Genomic DNA, 15606 nt, shown 5'->3' with positions numbered 1-15606 from the left:
CTCACGCTCTGACCTGCGGTCAGATTGTTTGGGTGTTATATGGTCAAGCCTCACGGGCAATTAGTATCGGTTAGCTCAACGCCTCACAGCGCTTACACACCCGACCTATCAACGTCGTAGTCTTCGACGGCCCTTTAGGAAGCTCAAGGCTCCAGTGAGATCTCATCTTGAGGCAAGTTTCCCGCTTAGATGCTTTCAGCGGTTATCTCTTCCGAACATAGCTACCCGGCGATGCCACTGGCGTGACAACCGGAACACCAGAGGTTCGTCCACTCCGGTCCTCTCGTACTAGGAGCAGCCCCTCTCAAATCTCAAACGTCCACGGCAGATAGGGACCGAACTGTCTCACGACGTTCTAAACCCAGCTCGCGTACCACTTTAAATGGCGAACAGCCATACCCTTGGGACCGGCTTCAGCCCCAGGATGTGATGAGCCGACATCGAGGTGCCAAACACCGCCGTCGATATGAACTCTTGGGCGGTATCAGCCTGTTATCCCCGGAGTACCTTTTATCCGTTGAGCGATGGCCCTTCCATACAGAACCACCGGATCACTAAGACCTACTTTCGTACCTGCTCGACGTGTCTGTCTCGCAGTCAAGCGCGCTTTTGCCTTTATACTCTACGACCGATTTCCGACCGGTCTGAGCGCACCTTCGTACTCCTCCGTTACTCTTTAGGAGGAGACCGCCCCAGTCAAACTGCCCACCATACACTGTCCTCGATCCGGATAACGGACCAGAGTTAGAACCTCAAGATTGCCAGGGTGGTATTTCAAGGATGGCTCCACGCAAACTGGCGTCCACGCTTCAAAGCCTCCCACCTATCCTACACAAGCAAGCTCAAAGTCCAGTGCAAAGCTACAGTAAAGGTTCACGGGGTCTTTCCGTCTAGCCGCGGATACACTGCATCTTCACAGCGATTTCAATTTCACTGAGTCTCGGGTGGAGACAGCGCCGCCATCGTTACGCCATTCGTGCAGGTCGGAACTTACCCGACAAGGAATTTCGCTACCTTAGGACCGTTATAGTTACGGCCGCCGTTTACCGGGGCTTCGATCAAGAGCTTCGCTTGCGCTAACCCCATCAATTAACCTTCCGGCACCGGGCAGGCGTCACACCCTATACGTCCACTTTCGTGTTTGCAGAGTGCTGTGTTTTTAATAAACAGTCGCAGCGGCCTGGTATCTTCGACCGGCATGAGCTTACGGGGTAAACCCTTCACCCTCACCGGCGCACCTTCTCCCGAAGTTACGGTGCCATTTTGCCTAGTTCCTTCACCCGAGTTCTCTCAAGCGCCTTGGTATTCTCTACCCGACCACCTGTGTCGGTTTGGGGTACGGTTCCTAGTTACCTGAAGCTTAGAGGCTTTTCCTGGAAGCATGGCATCAACCACTTCTCCTTCTAAAAGAAGGATCGTCATCAGTTCTCGGCCTTAACTGTCCGGATTTACCTAAACAGTCAGCCTACCACCTTAAACTTGGACAACCATCGCCAAGCTGGCCTAGCCTTCTCCGTCCCCCCATCGCAGTAACTAGAAGTACGGGAATATTAACCCGTTTCCCATCGACTACGCCTTTCAGCCTCGCCTTAGGGACCGACTCACCCTGCGTCGATTAACGTTGCGCAGGAACCCTTGGTCTTTCGGCGTGCGAGTTTTTCACTCGCATTGTCGTTACTCATGTCAGCATTCGCACTTCTGATACCTCCAGCAAGCTTCTCAACTCACCTTCACAGGCTTACAGAACGCTCCTCTACCGCATCACCAAAGGTGATACCCGTAGCTTCGGTGCCTGGTTTGAGCCCCGTTACATCTTCCGCGCAGGCCGACTCGACTAGTGAGCTATTACGCTTTCTTTAAAGGGTGGCTGCTTCTAAGCCAACCTCCTAGCTGTCTAAGCCTTCCCACATCGTTTACCACTTAACCAGGACTTTGGGACCTTAGCTGACGGTCTGGGTTGTTTCCCTTTTCACGACGGACGTTAGCACCCGCCGTGTGTCTCCCATGCTCGGCACTTCTGGGTATTCGGAGTTTGCATCGGTTTGGTAAGTCGGGATGACCCCCTAGCCGAAACAGTGCTCTACCCCCCAGAGTGATACATGAGGCGCTACCTAAATAGCTTTCGAGGAGAACCAGCTATCTCCGAGCTTGATTAGCCTTTCACTCCGATCCACAAGTCATCCCCTGCCTTTTCAACGGAAGTGGGTTCGGTCCTCCAGTCAGTGTTACCTAACCTTCAACCTGCTCATGGATAGATCGCCCGGTTTCGGGTCTATTCCCAGCGACTAGACGCCCTATTAAGACTCGCTTTCGCTACGCCTCCCCTATTCGGTTAAGCTCGCCACTGAAAATAAGTCGCTGACCCATTATACAAAAGGTACGCAGTCACCCAACAAAGTGGGCTCCCACTGCTTGTACGCATACGGTTTCAGGTTCTATTTCACTCCCCTCTCCGGGGTTCTTTTCGCCTTTCCCTCACGGTACTGGTTCACTATCGGTCAGTCAGGAGTATTTAGCCTTGGAGGATGGTCCCCCCATATTCAGACAGGGTTTCTCGTGCCCCGTCCTACTCGATTTCATTGATAAGAGCGTTTCGCGTACAGGGCTATCACCCACTATGGCCGCACTTTCCAGAGCGTTCCGCTACTCTCAAATCAACTTAAGGGCTGGTCCCCGTTCGCTCGCCACTACTAAGGGAATCTCGGTTGATTTCTTTTCCTCAGGGTACTTAGATGTTTCAGTTCCCCTGGTTCGCCTCTTAACCCTATGGATTCAGGTTAAGATACCTAGCTTATGCTAGGTGGGTTTCCCCATTCAGAGATCTCCGGGTCACAGGTCATTTGCCACCTCACCGAAGCTTATCGCAGGCTATCACGTCTTTCATCGCCTCTGACTGCCAAGGCATCCACCGTATGCGCTTCTTCACTTGACCATATAACCCCAAGCAATCTCGCTGACGTCCAAGGACGTTACCGATCTGCAAAGCGTTAGATGAGTGAAGACGACATTTCGCCGAAAACTTGCGCTTGAGTTCGCAAGATTTTACCTTGACGACACTAACTGCCAGTGAAAACAGTTAATGCAGTCTACTTCTATCACTTTCCCAATTTTTTAAAGAACAGTTCTGATCAAAGACCAGACATCAGAGTTTGGGCTACACCGGAGGGTGCATCAAACGCTCATGTCTGAGCTTTTCAAGCAATTGCGTTAGCGGTTAGGTGGAGATGGTGGAGCCAAGGAGGATCGAACTCCTGACCTCCTGCGTGCAAGGCAGGCGCTCTCCCAGCTGAGCTATGGCCCCATCGATTGGTGGGTCTGGGCAGATTCGAACTGCCGACCTCACCCTTATCAGGGGTGCGCTCTAACCAACTGAGCTACAGACCCAATCGTCTTACCTTGAGTCTAACTAACTCAATTGCTCTTCTATCAGTGAATCAAGCAATTCGTGTGGGTGCTTGCCAGCAAGCTGACATCTTTCGATTAAGGAGGTGATCCAGCCGCAGGTTCCCCTACGGCTACCTTGTTACGACTTCACCCCAGTCATGAATCACTCCGTGGTAACCGTCCTCCCGAAGGTTAGACTAGCTACTTCTGGAGCAACCCACTCCCATGGTGTGACGGGCGGTGTGTACAAGGCCCGGGAACGTATTCACCGTGACGTTCTGATTCACGATTACTAGCGATTCCGACTTCACGCAGTCGAGTTGCAGACTGCGATCCGGACTACGATCGGTTTTATGGGATTAGCTCCACCTCGCGGCTTGGCAACCCTTTGTACCGACCATTGTAGCACGTGTGTAGCCCTGGCCGTAAGGGCCATGATGACTTGACGTCATCCCCACCTTCCTCCGGTTTGTCACCGGCAGTCTCCTTAGAGTGCCCACCATAACGTGCTGGTAACTAAGGACAAGGGTTGCGCTCGTTACGGGACTTAACCCAACATCTCACGACACGAGCTGACGACAGCCATGCAGCACCTGTGTCTGAGCTCCCGAAGGCACCAATCCATCTCTGGAAAGTTCTCAGCATGTCAAGGCCAGGTAAGGTTCTTCGCGTTGCTTCGAATTAAACCACATGCTCCACCGCTTGTGCGGGCCCCCGTCAATTCATTTGAGTTTTAACCTTGCGGCCGTACTCCCCAGGCGGTCAACTTAATGCGTTAGCTGCGCCACTAAGATCTCAAGGATCCCAACGGCTAGTTGACATCGTTTACGGCGTGGACTACCAGGGTATCTAATCCTGTTTGCTCCCCACGCTTTCGCACCTCAGTGTCAGTGTTAGTCCAGGTAGTCGCCTTCGCCACTGGTGTTCCTTCCAATATCTACGCATTTCACCGCTACACTGGAAATTCCACTACCCTCTACCACACTCTAGCCAGACAGTTTTGGATGCAGTTCCCAGGTTGAGCCCGGGGATTTCACATCCAACTTATCAAGCCACCTACGCGCGCTTTACGCCCAGTAATTCCGATTAACGCTTGCACCCTTCGTATTACCGCGGCTGCTGGCACGAAGTTAGCCGGTGCTTATTCTGTTGGTAACGTCAAAACTCACAGGTATTCGCTATGAGCCCTTCCTCCCAACTTAAAGTGCTTTACGACCCGAGGGCCTTCTTCACACACGCGGCATGGCTGGATCAGGCTTTCGCCCATTGTCCAATATTCCCCACTGCTGCCTCCCGTAGGAGTCTGGACCGTGTCTCAGTTCCAGTGTGACTGATCATCCTCTCAGACCAGTTACGGATCGTCGCCTTGGTAGGCCGTTACCCTACCAACTAGCTAATCCGACCTAGGCTCATCTAATAGCGTGAGGTCCGAAGATCCCCCACTTTCTCCCGTAGGACGTATGCGGTATTAGCGTTCCTTTCGAAACGTTGTCCCCCACTACTAGGCAGATTCCTAGGCATTACTCACCCGTCCGCCGCTGAATCAGAGAGCAAGCTCTCTTCATCCGCTCGACTTGCATGTGTTAGGCCTGCCGCCAGCGTTCAATCTGAGCCATGATCAAACTCTTCAGTTAAGTAGACTGATCGGGTTTTGAGAAAACCCTAAACTTGGCTCAGCAATCGCAAAAAACTCATGAATTCACGAGTTACTTGTGTTGCTGATAATCTTGCGACATCAGACTTATCTCACAAGCACCCACACGAATTGCTTGATTCAACTTGTTAAAGAGCAGTGGCTGCGACCGTGTCGCTAACCGAGGCGCGCATTCTACGCTAGCCTCACATCCTGTCAAGCGTTGATTTGAACTTTTTCGTTTCAACTCAACCACTTGCGCTTGCCTGACCGGTCTAACCAATCTCGGCAGCGGGAGGCGAATCCTACAGCATCCTGAGACGCTGTCAACCCCTCCCTTTCACTCTGTTACCGCCCGAAGGCGAGAACCAAATGGCGAAGAATCCGTGGACCCCTCGCCCGACTCAGACCTAAGTGCTTGATTTTCAAGCCGCTTCAGCATCTGCGCCGGAAGTGGGGCGCATTATAGGCGAGTTTCAGAGGGCGTCAACAGGTTATTTCAATTTTATTGCTGACGGACGCTGATGCGGGCAAAAGTCTTCTTGCCGGCCTGACATATATAGGTACGGCCGATCTCGAACTGGAAGCCACGATCGACCACTTCGCCATCCACCTTGACGCTGCCGGCTGCCAGCAGGTCCCGGGCGGCCGCCGCGTTCTTCACCAGGCCGGCCTTGTTGAGGACGGCGGCGACCGGCAATGGCGCATCGGTTTCCAACTCGACCTCAGGCAGGTCCTCCGGCAGCTCGCCTTCCTTCATGCGATTGCCCGCAGAGCGATGGGCAGTCTGCGCCGCTTCTTCACCATGGAAGCGGGCGACGATCTCTTCGGCCAGCTTGATCTTGATGTCGCGGGGATTGGCGCCCTGCTCCACGTCGCTGCGGAATTGGGCAATCTCTTCCAGACTGCGGAAGCTGAGCAGCTCGAAGTAACGCCACATCAGGGTGTCGGGAATGGACACCAGCTTGTTGTACATGACGCCGGGGGCTTCCTGGATGCCGACGTAGTTGCCCAGGGACTTGGACATCTTCTTGACGCCATCCAGGCCTTCTAGCAATGGCATGGTCAGGATGCACTGGGCTTCCTGGCCGTAGGCACGCTGCAGCTCACGCCCCATGAGCAGATTGAATTTCTGGTCGGTACCGCCCAGTTCGACATCGGCGCGCAGGGCGACCGAGTCATAGCCCTGGACCAGGGGATAGAGAAACTCGTGGATGGCGATGGGCTGGTTGCCTGCGTAGCGCTTGCTGAAGTCATCGCGCTCGAGCATGCGTGCCACGGTGTACTGAGAAGAGAGGCGAATGAAGTCCGCCGGCGACAGCTGATCCATCCAGGTGGCGTTGAAGGCCACTTCGGTACGGGCCGGATCGAGGATCTTGAATACCTGGGCCTTATAGGTCTCGGCATTCTCCAGCACCTGCTCGCGGGTCAGGGGCGGACGGGTAGCGCTCTTGCCACTGGGGTCGCCGATCATGCCGGTGAAGTCGCCAATCAGGAAGATGACCTGATGGCCCAGCTCCTGGAACTGACGCAGCTTGTTGATGAGCACAGTGTGGCCGAGGTGCAAATCCGGAGCGGTCGGATCGAAGCCTGCCTTGATGCGCAACGGGGTGCCGCGCTCCAGTTTTGTTACAAGCTCTGACTCGACGAGCAGCTCATCTGCTCCACGCTTGATGACCGCCAGCTGCTCCTGGACCGTTTTCATAGGGGCTTTGCCTCTGAATTTCGAAAGCGTGAACCTTATCAAGATGCCCCTGGTAGCCGCCAGCCGGCACGTCGGATCAACCGCCCCAAAGGGTTGTGACAGCTAGCTTTTGATTATATTTTAGGCAGTTATTCACTTCTTTTAACGTCACATCATCACTGTAGCTAAATGACGAAGCCAATCTCCAAAAGTCCGTTCTACCCCAAAAGCCACCTCGTGGCCGCCAGCGGGGTGGCCGCACTCTTGAGTCTGGCCTTGCTCGTGTTTCCCTCTCAGCAGGTCGAGGCGAAACGTACTTTCATCAATTTGGATGTGGAACACGACGCCAGGCGCGCCGTGCAGGATCAGGATGATCTAAAGGAGCAAGTGCTCTCCGATACTCAAGGTGCGGACACCCAGGCCACCTCCCCCTTTGCCCAGATCTCTCCGGATCAACCGGCCGAGCAGAATGCCGAGGAAGCTCCTGCCGAAGAAGAGGTCGTCGCCACCGAAAGCGTCGAGCCGCAATGGACGACCGAGACGGTGCGCAAGGGCGATACGCTCTCGACACTGTTCGAGCGGGCCGGCCTTGCCGCCGCCGTCGTGCACGAGGTCATTGCCAGCAGCAAGGAAGCCAAGAAGCTGACCCGCCTGCGGGTAGGTCAGAAAATCGAATTCCAGCGTGAATCCTCTGGCGAACTGCTGGCGGTACGCACCAAACTCACCGCGCTGCAGACCCTGTCGCTGGTCAAGTCGGACCAAGGCTACGAGGTCGAGCACAAGACCATTACGCCGGACATCCGCAAGGCCTATGCCCAGGGTCGGATCAGCAGTTCGCTGTTCGCCTCGGCGCAGAAGGCCGGGCTGTCGCACGACATGACCATGGCGCTGGCCAACATCTTCGGCTACGACATCGACTTCGCGCTGGACATCCAGGAAGGCGACGAATTCGAGGTGGTGTACGAGGACAAGGTGGTCAACGGCAAGCACGTCGGCTACGGCAACATCCTGGCCGCTCGCTTCGTGAACAAGGGCAAGGCCTTTACCGCGGTGCGCTATACCGCGAAGAACGGCACCACCAACTACTACACGGCGGAAGGCGGCAGCATGCGCAAGGCTTTCATCCGTACCCCGGTGGAGTTCTCGCGGATCAGCTCGCGCTTCACCATGGGCCGTTTCCATCCGGTGCTGAACAAGATGCGGGCGCACAAGGGCGTCGACTATGCCGCGCCGACCGGGACGCCGATCCATGCCACCGGTGATGGCAAGATCGTTAAATCCGGTCGCGAGAACGGCTACGGCAACGTGGTGATGATCCAACATGGCAAGACCTACACCACCGTCTACGGCCACATGAGCCGGATAGCCAAGGGCATGCGGGCCGGTACGGCCGTGAAGCAGGGCCAGGTGATCGGCTTCGTGGGCATGACCGGGCTGGCAACCGGGCCGCACCTGCACTACGAATTCCGCATCAACGGCAACCACGTCGATCCGCTTGGGGTGAAACTGCCCATGGCCGATCCCATCGCCAAGAACGAAATCTCGCGCTTCCTGGCCCAGAGCCAGCCGCTCATGGCCCGTATGGACCAGGAGCGGGCTTCGCTCCTCGCGATGAACAAGCGCTAGGATGCCGCGCTACCTGGGGGTGATGTCCGGCACCAGTCTGGATGGACTGGATATCGCCCTGATCGAGCAGGAGGAACGGACCCGCTTCGTCGCCGCCCTGGGCATGCCCATGCCCGACGCCTTGCGTGGCGAGCTGCTGGCCCTGTGCGCGCCTGGGGACAACGAGATCGAGCGCATCGCCCAGGCCGAGCAGGCCTGGGTGAGGCTGGCCGCCCAAGGTATCGCCGAATTGCTCGAGCAACAGGGGCTGACACCGGACGACATCCGCGCCGTGGGTAGCCATGGCCAGACCATTCGCCACCTGCCGGCGCAGGGTTATACCCTGCAGCTCGGCGACGCCGCCCTCCTGGCCGAGCTGAGCGGCATCGACGTGGTGGCCGATTTCCGCCGTCGTGATCTCGCCGCGGGTGGCCAGGGCGCTCCCCTGGTGCCAGCCTTCCATGCCGACCTGTTCGGCCTGGATCGCCCACGCGCAGTGCTCAATATCGGCGGCTTCAGCAATGTGACCCTGCTGGCGCCGGGGCTGCCAGTGCGCGGCTTCGATTGCGGACCGGGCAATGTACTGCTGGATGCCTGGATCCATCACAGCCAGGGGCTGCACTTCGACGCGAACGGTGCCTGGGCAGCGCAGGGGCAGGTCGTCCCAACGCTCCTGCAGCGGCTGCTGAGCGACCCCTTCTTTGTAAAGAGCGGACCGAAGAGTACCGGCCGCGAGCATTTCAATCTGCGCTGGTTGCAGCAGCATCTTGGACAGCACGCCGCCCTGGATCCCGCTGACGTCCAGGCCACCCTGGCCGAGCTGAGCGCCAGAAGCATCGCCGAGAGCATCCGCACGGCCCAGACGGTGGACGAGGTGCTGGTCTGTGGCGGCGGTGCGCACAATGTCGACCTGATGAAGCGCCTGGCCCGGCACCTGGCACCCGCGAAGGTACAGAGTACCGCGGCCTATGAGGTATCGCCGGACTGGATGGAAGCCATGGCTTTCGCCTGGTTGGCCCAGCGCTTCTGCGAACGGCTACCCGGCAATTGCCCCGAGGTCACCGGAGCCAGCGGGCTCCGGGTCCTGGGCGCACTCTACCCGCGCTAGGCCGGGCACGGTTCAGGTCAGATGGAGAAGGACTGACCGCAGCCGCAGGTGGTGGCGGCGTTGGGGTTCTTGATGACGAAGCGCGAGCCTTCCAGGCCTTCCTGGTAATCCACCTCGGCGCCGGCCAGGTACTGGAAGCTCATGGGGTCCACCACCAGATGCACGCCATCGCGCTCGATGACGGTGTCGTCATCCGCGGAATCTTCATCGAAGGTGAAGCCGTACTGGAAGCCCGAGCAGCCGCCACCCGTGACGAAGACGCGTAGCTTCAGGCGGGGATTGCCCTCTTCCTCGATCAGGTTCTTCACCTTGCTGGCCGCGCCCAGGGTGAACTGCAGGGGGGTCGGGGTGAAGGTTTCAATGGTCATTGCCGTAGTCTCCCGGCTTGCGCCGAACACAATTCAGTCTCGAAATTATCCGCTTGCCCGAGCAAAACGGTCAACTATTGCGCGACCGTGGGCTGTCAGCCGAGACGACCGGAGTGAATGACTTGCCGGCAGCGCCACTCTAATATCGCGCCGCCTGATAAGGAGAACGCCCCGATGCTCTATCTTTGGTTCAAAGCCTTTCACCTGATTGCCCTGGTCTGCTGGTTCGCCGGCCTGTTCTATCTGCCGCGGCTGTTCGTCTACCACGCCCAGAGCAGCGACGCCGTGAGTCATGAGCGCTTCTGCCTGATGGAGCGCAAGCTGTACCGCGGCATCATGCTGCCGGCGATGATCCTCACGCTGGTGTTCGGCATCGGCCTGCTGGTGATCAATCCGAGCTGGCTGACCCAGGGCTGGATGCACACCAAGCTGGCACTGGTGGTGGTGCTGATCGGCTATCACCATGTCTGTGGCGCCATGCGCAAGAAATTCGAGCGCGGCGAGAACAAGCGCAGCCATGTGTTCTATCGCTGGTTCAACGAGGTACCGGTGCTGGTGCTCATCGCCATCGTCATCCTGGTGGTGGTCAAACCCTACTAGGTCCGTGGCGGACCCCGCCGGCGACCGGCACTATCCTGGAGAAAGCAGTATGCAGCGTTATGCCCTGGTAACCGGTGCCTCGTGCGGGATCGGCCTGGCCCTGGCCGAGGCCTTGGCGCGGCGGGGTCAGCCCCTGATCCTGCTCGCCCGGCGCAAGGACAAGCTGGAGAGCATCGCCGCCGAACTGGCCCAGCGCTTCGACGTGGAGGTGCTCTACCGCGTCTGCGATCTGTCCGAGCCCCTGCACCTGACCGGGCTGCTGCACGAGCTGGAGCAGAGCGAGCGCGCCATCGGCCTGCTGGTCAACTGCGCCGGGATCGGCAGCGGTGGGGACTTCCTCGAAGCAGACTGGCCGCGGGTGCAGGAACAGCTGGAGCTGAACATCCTGGCACTGACCCGCCTCTGTCACGCCCTGGGCCAGCACATGGCGATCCAGGGCGGTGGTCAGATCCTCAACGTGGCCTCCACCGCGGCTTTCCAGCCCATTCCCTACATGAGCAGCTATGCGGCGACCAAGGCCTATGTGCTGCATTTCTCCGAGGGTCTGCGCGAAGAGCTCAAGGGGCGTGGGGTGTCGGTGTCGGTGCTCTGCCCAGGTCCGACGAAGACCGCCTTCTTCAAGAACGCCGGCCTGCATACCGGGCGCATGGAGCAGGGCAAGCTGTTGATGTCCGCCGAGGAAGTGGCCCTGGCCGCCGTCCGCGGGCTGGAGCGGCGTCAGGCGGTGATCGTGCCGGGCTGGCGCAATCGCCTGGGCAGCCTGTTGCCGCGCATCTTCCCTCGTGCCCTGGTCCGCGTGATCGCGGCGCGGGTCGGCAAACTCTTTCAGCCGGCGTAAGGGTGAACTCACGGGCGGCACCTGACCCCAGGGCATAGCCGCTGTTACACTTCGGGTCTATTCAGCCAGCAGGAGATCGACGTGGATTGTCTGTTCTGCAAGATCGTCGCCGGGGACATTCCGGCCAAGGTGCTCTACGAGGACGATCAGGTCATGGCCTTCCATGACATCGCCCCACAGGCACCCGTGCATTTTCTGGTCATACCCAAGAAGCACATCGCAACCCTGCACGACCTCAGCGAGGCCGACGACAAGCAGCTCGCCGGGCACATCCTCTTCACCGCGCAGCGCCTGGCGCAGGAGCAGGGGTGCGAGGAAGGCTTCCGCGTGGCGATGAATTGCAACGCCCTGGGTGGCCAGACGGTCTATCACATCCATATGCATGTGCTGGGCAAGCGGCAGATGACCTGGCCGCCGGGATGAGTATCGCCCTGCCCTTCCCTCGCCCGCCAAGGAGATCACCATGCGCTCCAAGCGCCTCTACTCCCCGCTCGATCGGCTGCTGATCCAGGCCGATACCGCCCTGCGTACCCTGACACCCTTCAGCGGCGCTCCCACGCGCAGCTCGCCGGCCATTCCGCTCAAGGATGCCGAGCTCAGCGACGAGGAGCGGCGCCACGCAGCCGGCCTCATGCGCATCAACCACACGGGCGAGGTCTGTGCCCAGGCGCTGTACCAGGGCCAGGCGCTGACCGCCAAGCTGCCGGAAGTCCGGGAGGAAATGGAGCGTTCGGCGGACGAAGAGATCGACCACCTGGCCTGGTGCGAACAGCGCATCCGCGCCCTGGGTGAGCGACCCAGCCTGCTCAATCCGCTGTTCTATGGCCTGTCCTTCGGGATCGGCGCCGGTGCCGGATTGATCAGCGATCGCCTGAGCCTGGGCTTCGTCGCCGCCACCGAGGACCAGGTCTGCCGCCATCTGGATGAGCACCTGGAAAAGCTGCCGGCAGCCGACGCCAAGTCGCGGGCGGTGCTGGAGCAGATGCGCATCGATGAGGAACAGCATGCCGAGCACGCCCTGGCGGCCGGTGGCTGGCGCTTTCCCACGCCGGTCAAATACGGCATGAGCCTGATGTCCAAGGTCATGACCAAGACCACCTACCGCATCTGACCTGCGGATCGCGCCCATGAAAAAGCCCTGCCTTGGCAGGGCTTTTTGCTGTCTGCAACGCTAGATATCGAAGAAGACGGTTTCCTGCGGCCCCTGCAGGTGGATGTCGAAGCGATAGGCCAGGCGGCCATCGATCTCGCAACGGCGCGCCAGCAGGGTAGCCCGGCGCTCCGGCTCCGGCAGGTTGTAGACCGGGCAGCGGGCATTGGCCTCGGCTTCGTCGTCGAAGTAGAGCCGGGTCTGCAGGTGGATGTTGATGCCGCGCGCGAACAGGGTGACGTTGATGTGCGGGGCCATGGGCTGGCCGCGCTGGTCGGCGACTTGGCCAGGTTTGATGGTGTGGAGCGTCCAGTCGCCGGCGTCGAAGGTGGTGGCGGTGCGGCCGAAGCCGTTGAAGGCCTTCTCGACGTCGTAGACCGGGTCGTACTGACCTTCATGATCGGCCTGCCAGAACTCCAGGAAGGAGTCACGCACCAGGTTGCCGTTGCCGTCGAACACCTGGCCGGTGAGCAGGATGTGCTCGCCAGGGGCGCCGGGCTTGGCCAATTCGTTCCAGATCTCGACGTCGCGAGTAGGGATACCGGCGGCCGCCAGGGCCAGGCCGATATGCACATAGGGGCCGGCGGTCTGGGAGGGGGTTTCCGGCAGCAGAGCTTGATAGTTGGGCGTCATCTCGCGCGTCCTCAGTGATGTTCGAAGAACGTCTGCCGCGCGCCGCGGGTGACGATGTCGAAACGGTAGGCCAGGCAATCCATGGGGTTGGCCATGCTCATGTCCAGGCGGGCGATGAGGGTCTGCACGGCGTCAGGATCGGCGATGGACTTGACGATGGGGCACAGCGGGATCAGCGGATCGCCCTCGAAGTACAGCTGGGTGATCAGCCGGGTGGCGATGGCCGGACCCATGACCGAGACGTGGATGTGCGCCGGGCGCCAGTCGTTGCTGCCGTTGCGCCAGGGATAGGGACCGGGGCGGACGGTGCGGAAGACGTAGTTGCCCTGGCTGTCGGTACGGGTGCGGCCAACGCCACCGAAGTTGGGGTCCAGGGGCGCCAGGTAGACGTCGTTCTTGTGCCGATAGCGGCCACCGGCATTGGCCTGCCAGATCTCCACCAGGGAATTGGGCACAGGCTTGCCGAACTGGTCACGCAGGGTACCGAACAGCACGATACGCTCGCCCTGGGGCAATTGGCCGGTGCCGAAGTTGAGCAGCAGGTCGTTGTCATGCGGCCCCAGAGGCAGCCGCGAGAAGTCCGGGCCGGTGCGCTCGGACGCCGTCTGATGTTGCAGGCTCACCAACGCCTGGCGCGGCGAGCGCGGAATCGAGGATTTGTAGGCAGGCGTATAGGCCTGGGGATGCCAGGTGCGATCACGGGCGACGTAGCGTACGTCGTGGGGCTTGTTATGCATTGGAATGCTCCACGGAAGGATCGGGGCCAGGATCTGGCTGAGCCCAGTGTGGACCACTGGGCTATCTGGCTGAATTGAAAGCTGCGCCTCCCCACATAACCTATGGGTTATGGGTCAGCTCACCCGCAACCTCACGCAAGACATCACAGAATCTCTGGGTAGCCAGGGACATGGACTGGCTGCCGTTGCGGCAGATGCCCACCGAGCCACCGGCTTCCCGAACCCCGAGTTGCACCTCGACCAGTTCGCCGGTGGCCAGGTCGCGACGCACCGCATCCAGCGGGGCGACCCACAGGGCATCGCTCTGGCGGACATACTGGCGGCTCAGCGTCGGCGACAGCGTTTCCAGTCGCTGGGGGCTGAGCGGGATGCCGCACTGCACGAAGAGACTCTCGGCGTGGCGGCGGATGGTGGTGCCGGGCAGCGGCAACACCAGGGGATAGCGCGCCAGAGTCGCGAGGTCCGCCGGCAGGGCCTGGCTCAGCGGATGCCCCGGACGGACCACCAGGGTCAGGGCCTCGGTATAGAGGTGCTCGAAATCCAGGCCGTGGATGTCGGGGCTGTCGGTCATGCGGCCGACCACCAGATCCAGATCGCCGACCCGCAGCTGGCCCAACAGGTAGGCGCTGGGTCCGGTGGCGACATTGACGATGAGTTGCCGATGGCGAGCGTGCAAGCGTGCCAGGACCTCGGGCAGGACCTGGCTTTCCACCGTCGACAGGACCCCGACCCGCACCAGGCCGCCGGCCTCGCCGCCGCGCACCAGCTGCATCCCCTCGCGCAGCGCCTGGACGCAGGGACCGGCATGGCGCAGGAACAGCAGGCCCGCCTCGGTCGGCACCACCTCGCCCTTGCCGCGCTCGAACAGGCGCACCTCGAGGATCTCCTCGAGTTCGCGCATGGTCTTGGAAATGGCCGGCTGGGACACGGCGATGGCATCGGCCGCCTTGGCGAAGCTGCGCTGCTGGGCGATCTCCAGAAAGCACAGCAGATGCCGGAACTTGATACGGTTGTCGAGATTCATGGTGCGCTCATGGCAAGACTCGGGCCAGAGACTACCACCCGGCGGTCGGCCAAAAGCCTTGCAGTCAGCAAGGGCATCCTTTGCTACAGTGCCGCCTCGCCTTCTGGATAGCTCCCATGTCGATTCGTGCCCAGCAGAAGCTGCAAACGCGCCAGGCGCTGCTGGAGTCGGCGCGCCTGCTGATGAACAGCGGCCGTGGCTTCGGCAGCCTCAGCCTGCGCGAGGTGAGTCGCCAGGCCGGTATCGTTCCGGCGGGGTTCTATCGCCATTTCGCCGACATGGAAGCCTTTGGCCTGGCACTGGTGGCCGAAGTGGGCGACACCTTTCGCGCGGCCCTGCGCCAGGTGCGGCATCACGAACTGCAGCAGCGCGGCATGATCGAGGCCTCGGTGGAGATCTTTCTCCGTGCGGTGGGCGACAACCGCGACCAGTTCCTCTTTCTCGCCCGCGAACAATACGGCGGCTCCCTGGCGGTGCGCCAGGCGATCGCCGACCTGCGTCAACGCATCACCCAGGACCTGGCCCGCGACCTGCTCGCCCTGGGCCGTCTACCGCACCTGACGCCGTCGCAGATCGACGTCCTGGCCGATCTGGTGGTGAAGACGGTATTCGCCACCCTGCCGGAGCTGATCGATCCGCCACCCGCTGCCACGCCGCGTCATCTGTGGCCGGCGGCAAAGATGGTGCAGCAGCTCAAGCTGATCCTGATCGGCAGCAAGCACTGGCGGCGCCCCGAGCGCACTGACGCCCCAAAGGAGGGCATCGGTCTGCTGGCCAGCGCCATGGCGCACCAAATCGGCGCAAACTGAGTACAGTGGCCACGTCGAGTGCCCCAGAACCAG

At 60.1% G+C, this 15606-nt stretch carries 12 protein-coding genes, 2 tRNA genes and 2 rRNA genes; 7 read left to right on the top strand and 9 right to left on the bottom strand.

Annotated elements, in window-relative coordinates; genetic code table 11:
* Window positions 1–39: 39 nt before the first annotated feature.
* The 5 genes from ACWPW1_RS03240 to tyrS all read right to left on the bottom strand — a co-directional run bounded on the left by ACWPW1_RS03240 (window position 40) and on the right by tyrS (window position 6722).
* Window positions 40–2932, bottom strand: a 23S ribosomal RNA gene (locus ACWPW1_RS03240).
* Between the two features lie 293 nt (window positions 2933–3225).
* Window positions 3226–3301, bottom strand: a tRNA-Ala gene (locus ACWPW1_RS03235).
* Between the two features lie 6 nt (window positions 3302–3307).
* Window positions 3308–3384 (bottom strand) — tRNA-Ile (locus ACWPW1_RS03230).
* A gap of 97 nt (window positions 3385–3481) precedes the next feature.
* Window positions 3482–5018 (bottom strand): 16S ribosomal RNA (locus ACWPW1_RS03225).
* Together the 16S and 23S rRNA genes with 2 tRNA genes alongside form the textbook arrangement of a ribosomal RNA operon.
* Before the next feature lie 504 nt (window positions 5019–5522).
* Window positions 5523–6722 (bottom strand): tyrosine--tRNA ligase, encoded by a 1200-nt coding sequence (gene tyrS, locus ACWPW1_RS03220; RefSeq protein ID WP_454252333.1) that lies wholly within the window; start codon window positions 6720–6722, stop codon window positions 5523–5525.
* 168 nt (window positions 6723–6890) lie between these two features.
* Here tyrS and ACWPW1_RS03215 point away from each other — a divergent pair, with 168 nt between their 5' ends.
* On the top strand, window positions 6891–8327 hold the full coding sequence (locus tag ACWPW1_RS03215) for an OapA family protein (protein WP_454252332.1): 1437 nt from the start codon (window positions 6891–6893) through the stop codon (window positions 8325–8327).
* A gap of 1 nt (window position 8328) precedes the next feature.
* A complete protein-coding gene (locus ACWPW1_RS03210; RefSeq protein WP_454252331.1) occupies window positions 8329–9414 on the top strand; it encodes an anhydro-N-acetylmuramic acid kinase in 1086 nt (361 codons plus the stop codon).
* A gap of 17 nt (window positions 9415–9431) precedes the next feature.
* Here ACWPW1_RS03210 and erpA read toward each other — a convergent pair whose 3' ends face one another.
* Window positions 9432–9782, bottom strand: coding sequence for an iron-sulfur cluster insertion protein ErpA (erpA, locus tag ACWPW1_RS03205; RefSeq protein ID WP_007162616.1), 351 nt, complete (start codon window positions 9780–9782; stop codon window positions 9432–9434).
* A 174-nt stretch (window positions 9783–9956) separates the two neighbouring features.
* Here erpA and hemJ point away from each other — a divergent pair, with 174 nt between their 5' ends.
* The 4 genes from hemJ to coq7 all read left to right on the top strand — a co-directional run bounded on the left by hemJ (window position 9957) and on the right by coq7 (window position 12331).
* Window positions 9957–10382 carry a protoporphyrinogen oxidase HemJ gene (gene hemJ, locus ACWPW1_RS03200; RefSeq protein WP_059313401.1) on the top strand — a complete coding sequence of 142 codons (426 nt, stop codon included), beginning with the start codon at window positions 9957–9959 and terminating at the stop codon, window positions 10380–10382.
* A gap of 49 nt (window positions 10383–10431) precedes the next feature.
* Window positions 10432–11220: an SDR family NAD(P)-dependent oxidoreductase gene (locus tag ACWPW1_RS03195; protein WP_059313400.1), complete on the top strand. Its 789-nt coding sequence runs from the start codon at window positions 10432–10434 to the stop codon at window positions 11218–11220.
* An 81-nt stretch (window positions 11221–11301) separates the two neighbouring features.
* Window positions 11302–11643: a histidine triad nucleotide-binding protein gene (locus tag ACWPW1_RS03190; RefSeq protein ID WP_017642985.1), complete on the top strand. Its 342-nt coding sequence runs from the start codon at window positions 11302–11304 to the stop codon at window positions 11641–11643.
* Window positions 11644–11683: 40 nt separating this feature from the next.
* Window positions 11684–12331 (top strand): 2-polyprenyl-3-methyl-6-methoxy-1,4-benzoquinone monooxygenase, encoded by a 648-nt coding sequence (coq7, locus tag ACWPW1_RS03185; RefSeq protein ID WP_059313398.1) that lies wholly within the window; start codon window positions 11684–11686, stop codon window positions 12329–12331.
* 60 nt (window positions 12332–12391) lie between these two features.
* On the opposite strand, the gene pcaG is transcribed toward coq7, so the two are convergent.
* From pcaG to pcaQ, 3 genes are all read right to left on the bottom strand, one after another.
* A complete protein-coding gene (gene pcaG / locus ACWPW1_RS03180; protein ID WP_271653762.1) occupies window positions 12392–13003 on the bottom strand; it encodes a protocatechuate 3,4-dioxygenase subunit alpha in 612 nt (203 codons plus the stop codon).
* Window positions 13004–13014: 11 nt separating this feature from the next.
* Window positions 13015–13740: a protocatechuate 3,4-dioxygenase subunit beta gene (gene pcaH, locus ACWPW1_RS03175; RefSeq protein ID WP_313648122.1), complete on the bottom strand. Its 726-nt coding sequence runs from the start codon at window positions 13738–13740 to the stop codon at window positions 13015–13017.
* Window positions 13741–13840: 100 nt separating this feature from the next.
* Entirely contained in the window at window positions 13841–14764 is a 924-nt protein-coding gene (gene pcaQ, locus ACWPW1_RS03170; protein WP_059313395.1) for a pca operon transcription factor PcaQ, read from the bottom strand.
* 116 nt (window positions 14765–14880) lie between these two features.
* Between pcaQ and ACWPW1_RS03165 the strand changes: the two genes are divergently transcribed.
* Window positions 14881–15573 carry a TetR family transcriptional regulator gene (locus ACWPW1_RS03165; RefSeq protein ID WP_454252330.1) on the top strand — a complete coding sequence of 231 codons (693 nt, stop codon included), beginning with the start codon at window positions 14881–14883 and terminating at the stop codon, window positions 15571–15573.
* Window positions 15574–15606 lie beyond the last annotated feature (33 nt).

It is taken from the genome of Pseudomonas sp. Marseille-Q7302 (assembly GCF_965111925.1).
The sequence above is the reverse complement of the archived record's forward strand: the minus strand, read 5'-3'. Positions and strand labels throughout refer to the sequence as shown.

What these genes read in the sequence shown, in the direction of transcription:
- tyrS (WP_454252333.1), bottom strand. Translation starts at nt 6,722, where the DNA reads ATGAAAACGGTCCAGGAGCAGCTGGCGGTCATCAAGCGTGGAGCAGAT.
- ACWPW1_RS03215 (WP_454252332.1), top strand. Translation starts at nt 6,891, where the DNA reads ATGACGAAGCCAATCTCCAAAAGTCCGTTCTACCCCAAAAGCCACCTC.
- ACWPW1_RS03210 (WP_454252331.1), top strand. Translation starts at nt 8,329, where the DNA reads ATGCCGCGCTACCTGGGGGTGATGTCCGGCACCAGTCTGGATGGACTG.
- erpA (WP_007162616.1), bottom strand. Translation starts at nt 9,782, where the DNA reads ATGACCATTGAAACCTTCACCCCGACCCCCCTGCAGTTCACCCTGGGC.
- hemJ (WP_059313401.1), top strand. Translation starts at nt 9,957, where the DNA reads ATGCTCTATCTTTGGTTCAAAGCCTTTCACCTGATTGCCCTGGTCTGC.
- ACWPW1_RS03195 (WP_059313400.1), top strand. Translation starts at nt 10,432, where the DNA reads ATGCAGCGTTATGCCCTGGTAACCGGTGCCTCGTGCGGGATCGGCCTG.
- coq7 (WP_059313398.1), top strand. Translation starts at nt 11,684, where the DNA reads ATGCGCTCCAAGCGCCTCTACTCCCCGCTCGATCGGCTGCTGATCCAG.
- pcaG (WP_271653762.1), bottom strand. Translation starts at nt 13,003, where the DNA reads ATGACGCCCAACTATCAAGCTCTGCTGCCGGAAACCCCCTCCCAGACC.
- pcaH (WP_313648122.1), bottom strand. Translation starts at nt 13,740, where the DNA reads ATGCATAACAAGCCCCACGACGTACGCTACGTCGCCCGTGATCGCACC.
- pcaQ (WP_059313395.1), bottom strand. Translation starts at nt 14,764, where the DNA reads ATGAATCTCGACAACCGTATCAAGTTCCGGCATCTGCTGTGCTTTCTG.
- ACWPW1_RS03165 (WP_454252330.1), top strand. Translation starts at nt 14,881, where the DNA reads ATGTCGATTCGTGCCCAGCAGAAGCTGCAAACGCGCCAGGCGCTGCTG.